This window comes from Vasconcelosia minhoensis LEGE 07310 (genome assembly GCF_015207255.1).
In the GTDB taxonomy this organism is placed as follows: Bacteria; Cyanobacteriota; Cyanobacteriia; order Phormidesmidales; family Phormidesmidaceae; genus Vasconcelosia; species Vasconcelosia minhoensis.
This window is the reverse complement of the sequence record NZ_JADEXG010000129.1, coordinates 1-4,462: the sequence shown is the minus strand read 5'-3', so window position 1 is coordinate 4,462 and position 4,462 is coordinate 1. Positions and strand designations below refer to the sequence as shown.

Sequence of the window (4,462 nt, the reverse complement as noted above, 5' to 3'; positions counted from 1 at the left end):
TACCCATGTTTTGAACTTGTTAGGGTGACGATACATGGCTCTGGGCTCTGCCGCAGAGCTTTTTGTTTGTTGTGCTTATTGATACATCCTTGCCAAGCGCTTTTTGTCCCGCTTTAAGTTGATACCCTATTTAACCTCTGACCCGTTGCGTCATGAGCAAATTATCGGAAACGCCGTAACCAATACAGTAAAATAGACACAGCGGATTATGAACTTAGTCCAAAAGCCAACTTATTGAGTCTTATAATGAGAATAAGCTCATTTTGGCCTCTCTCAGTCTCATCTCAAGGTAATACAGCATTTTCTTGTGAAAAGATCAAAGCTTGCTGTTTGCGACTGCATCGATGATGGATAGTACGTCCAGACAATCCTTATCTTCTAACTGAGACCGATGAAGTTTGAATAAGAGTGTAATGACAGGATTCAATATTCTGAGGTTACGTACTGTAAGCGCATGTTGATGCTTGGACCAGGTAATTCTGCAGTCACGACGATAGATGACTTGTTCGGAGTCATCGTCGTAGATCATGAGTTGCAGTATCCAATGGTCGTGAGTCGTGTCAGTCACCCAGATATCATGCACCTGGGCAGGAACTGCTTTACCGTCCCATCGCTTTAGCTGTCCTGGAGGATCGCAAAGATAGATGCGTGACGGGTCCATTTCGTCCAGGCAGGCTGACAGGTCTGAGCGAAAAACGCCGATATCGGTGTCGGCATGCTGACGGGTTGAGCGGTTAATCCACCAATCGATTGAGCGGCCCCCACAGAGGACCCATCTGTGAAAACTTCCGAGTAACGGCTGAATGTCTTGAATTGGCAGCGGTTGCCAGCTATCAGGATGAGGCATTGGGGATTGCATCACACGCTATGGCCCGTCTTTTGGCAGTAATCCTATCGGCTATCTTCCATTTAAAGGCCAATCTTCAGGCTAAAGGCCAATATTTCAGGTAAGCGAGTGAGCGGGATTTCGATTTGCTGCGATGTATTTTCTGCTATAGACCTACGTGCAAGGTCTAATACAACGATCTCAACAGTTGTGTAGGTGGAATATGAGCAGACTGAAGCTGGCAGGGTTGATTACGATACGGAGTACGGTAATTGGCTTGGTGTCGGGGAGCGTAACGGGCGTACTCTGCGGCCTTGGCAATTCTATGTCAGGTATGGTTTCAGGAATCATACTAGGCACTGCCTTTGGCATAGTGCTAGGGATAGTCAGCGGGCTGCTGCTGGGTGTTATCACCAGTATGTTCTTTTATCCGCTGGTGCGGCTACGGCTGTACCGGGCGATCGCCACAATCATAGCTACCGTGATTGCCGGTAGCGGAGCCGCCATGTGGGGGCCGTGGTCTTTCTCGTCCACGTCCATGACGCCGATCTCAGCGGTTACTATCGGTCTTGGCTCCGTGCTGGCCTCCTTAGTCGCCGGATGGGCGGGTGCACTAGCTGCTCAGGACATTACGCGGTGGTATGCACAAGTCAGCACAGATCATTCTCTAAGGACTGCAACATTTGCTATTAGTCCGGGTTGGATAGGCGTTGCTCTACTGGCTGTTGCCGGTTCTCCGAGACGCTATCTGCCTTTACGGTGGCTGGTCTGCGGTAGTCATGATGTGATCAGCTGTCTGCCGTCTCCCCGTCTTTATACATCGGTTGCCGCCGGTTTTAGAGTCACTCTCCCGATTATTTTTGTCATTGTGCTGATATTCATATTGCTGAAAAAACTGGTAAAAAGGCAATAAGACACCTTGTTATTGTTTCATTTAGGCTCTCAGTGGGGGCATTCAACCTGATACTTGCGATTTCATAGGCTCATAATATTTTTAAAGATGGCACCTATAATCGCTCGAAAAACGGCGGTTTCCTTACACTTCCAGAATCATAGCAATTGGGCCTTAATAAGCATAAGAAACTCGTCTAAAATTCAAAGCTAAGTAAACCCTAAACAGTTTATCCTTCTTAGTAGGTAGGTGGAGGTCTGTATGCTGCTCAGCTACGCGTGAGTGTCGAAAGTCCGACGGCTTGCATTTTGAGCTGTAGACGTCAACTCCTCTGTGTGTTATAAAGTAAAAGACCGATCGGTCTTTTATCGCTGAAGGGAAATGTCAAAGGCGCAGCTGACGCGATCACATATTATTCAACAGTCCGCCGAAGTGTTTAACCAGTTCGGCTATGCTGGCACGTCGTTAGCTGATTTGATGCAGGCGACTGGTCTGAAGAAAGGGGGGATTTATAACCACTTTGCCAGTAAGGATGAGCTAGCGATCGCCGCTTTTGATTATTCGGTGGGTCTAGTACAGCAGCGCTATGCAAAGGCTTTGCGGGGTCAGCGGGCGAGTGCCAGTCGCCTCAGAGCGGTGGTAGATACGTTTTGCGCCACGATTGATGAGCCGTTGATGAAAGGTGGCTGTCCGTTACTGAATACAGCGATAGATAGTGACCATGTCCACAAGGGATTGAAGTCGCGGGCACAAGCGGCCATGGACAAATGGCGGAGCATGCTAGAGAAGATTATTCGCTATGGTCAGAAGCGATGCGAAATTCAGGGGGCCGTAGATCCGGATGTGGTGGCGACGATTGTGATTGCAACGCTGGAGGGGGGGGTGATGATGAGTGGGTTGTATGGTGATCGCATCCATCTAGACCGTGCTCGTGAGCACCTAATGCGGTATGTTGATTCACTGCTAGTACCGCCATAATGTCGTCGGTTGAGTCTGCGAGTGATTCCGTAAGTTCATTTTTTTGCTAATAAACAGACCAATCGGTCTTTCGCCTCTATTCTCAGGTTGCTTATGCTGAAATTTTATTATCACCCCCTGTCTCCTATTTCCCGGCGCGTGTGGATAGCGCTGTTAGAAAAAGAGATTCCCTTCGACCCGATGGTGGTTGATTTACACGGGAAGCAGTTTGAAGAAGTTTTTCTGGCCATCAGCCCATTTCATCATGTGCCCGTTGTAGTTCATGGAGATATCCAGGTGATTGAGTCCATCGCGATCTTGGACTATCTCGATAATCAATTCCATCAGAGGCCCCTTTCTCCCGCTACACCCGCCGATATTGCACGCATGCGCATGCTGCAATTGGTAGTCACGAATGAACTCTTGCCCAAGTTGGTCGCTGTAGTTAATGCAGAGCATCAGCCACTGTCAGGAAAAACACTCGCTCATTTAGAGACGTGTTTGCACTTCTTGGAACATCAGTTGAGCAACCAGACTTATTTTGGGGGTGAGTTGCTCAACTTAGCTGACATTGTGGCCGGTTCCACTGTTCCACTGTTCAGCCGACTCGGCGTGTCTTTGCAGCCGTACCCGTCACTTCAACGTTGGCAATCTCGAATTCTTGAACGTCCGGCTTGGCAGAAAACGCAGCCGAGCGATCACGACCTGCAACAGTGGAAACGATGGATTCAGCTCCAGATGAAGCGGCGGGTGCGCGAGCGCCAACAGAAGTCAGTTAATTAGAGAATTAATCGTTTCAAGCGCCATGAGCGCTACTTCGGCTCTTCTATTTTATGTTTCAGTTCAGTATTTCACTTGACTCTATGTGTCATAAACGGCCGTTTTCGGTACATAGTGGCAAAACCTGAAATAAGGCCAATAAAGGCGCTTATTCGCGCATCAAAACTTGTGTCATAATCAAAGTGTCTAAAGTGGATGCGCTTTACGAGTTTTGGAACATTGAAGATAGGCTACGCCCGAGTTTCGACGACTGACCAGAATCTAGACCTGCAAACGGACGCTTTGAAGGTGGCAGGTTGCGAGAAGATTTTTAGCGATCACGGGGTGAGCGGTGCGAAAGCTGAGCGACTTGGACTAGACAAAGCACTCGACCAGCTCCGCAAAGGCGACATTCTCGTGATTTGGAAGCTTGACCGTTTAGGCCGCTCGCTGAGCCATCTGCTAAGCATTATCGAGGACTTGAAGCAGAGGGGCGTAGACTTTGCAAGTGTTCAGGATGGCTTCGACACCTCTACCGCGTCAGGGAAGATGGTGCTCTCGGTGATCGGCGCGATGGCTGAGTACGAGCGCAACCTGATACGGGAACGGACGATGGCGGGTTTGGCTGCGGCGAGGGCGCGGGGTCGTAAGGGTGGCAGGCCGAAGCAGTTGGATGAGAGCCAGGTGAGGGTTGCGATCGCACTAGCTGAGGCAGGCGAGCTGCCGATTAGAGAAATCTGCGAGCAGGTAGGCTGTAGCCGTTCTACCTACTATCGTCAGGTCGCGCCGAGGCTGAAGGCACCAGCAGAAGCCGAGTCGCTACAGCTAGACCAAAGCGTTTCTGTTGCACCCGGCGCAGCGGCCACCACCCAACAAAAGCCAGCGCCAAAGCTCAGCTATGGTAACTACTCAGGCTTAATACTTTATGTTGATTGAGAGCATGTGCGAGTACATGAGTTAAAGTTTTGAGAGCATTGATTGAGTAGGCGGCATACAGTTGAGTCAGCGAGAGCCAAAACTGAATATCA

The 4,462-nt window shown here is 49.6% G+C and carries 4 protein-coding genes and 1 pseudogene; 4 read left to right on the top strand and 1 reads right to left on the bottom strand.

What is annotated here, in order from left to right; translation table 11 throughout:
• Positions 1–316: 316 nt before the first annotated feature.
• On the bottom strand, positions 317–847 hold the full coding sequence (locus IQ241_RS24945) for a hypothetical protein (protein ID WP_193912481.1): 531 nt from the start codon (positions 845–847) through the stop codon (positions 317–319).
• Between the two features lie 304 nt (positions 848–1,151).
• Between IQ241_RS24945 and IQ241_RS25910 the strand changes: the two genes are divergently transcribed.
• The 4 genes and pseudogenes from IQ241_RS25910 to IQ241_RS24930 form a co-directional block, all read left to right on the top strand.
• Positions 1,152–1,739 carry a hypothetical protein gene (locus IQ241_RS25910; RefSeq protein ID WP_228022086.1) on the top strand — a complete coding sequence of 196 codons (588 nt, stop codon included), beginning with the start codon at positions 1,152–1,154 and terminating at the stop codon, positions 1,737–1,739.
• A 360-nt stretch (positions 1,740–2,099) separates the two neighbouring features.
• Positions 2,100–2,696, top strand: a complete 597-nt coding sequence (locus IQ241_RS24940; RefSeq protein WP_193912479.1) for a TetR/AcrR family transcriptional regulator — start codon at positions 2,100–2,102, stop codon at positions 2,694–2,696.
• A gap of 93 nt (positions 2,697–2,789) precedes the next feature.
• Positions 2,790–3,458, top strand: coding sequence for a glutathione S-transferase family protein (locus IQ241_RS24935; RefSeq protein ID WP_193912477.1), 669 nt, complete (start codon positions 2,790–2,792; stop codon positions 3,456–3,458).
• A gap of 216 nt (positions 3,459–3,674) precedes the next feature.
• Positions 3,675–4,229: pseudogene (locus tag IQ241_RS24930) on the top strand (recombinase family protein); the annotation flags it as partial.
• Between the last annotated feature and the right edge of the window lie 233 nt (positions 4,230–4,462).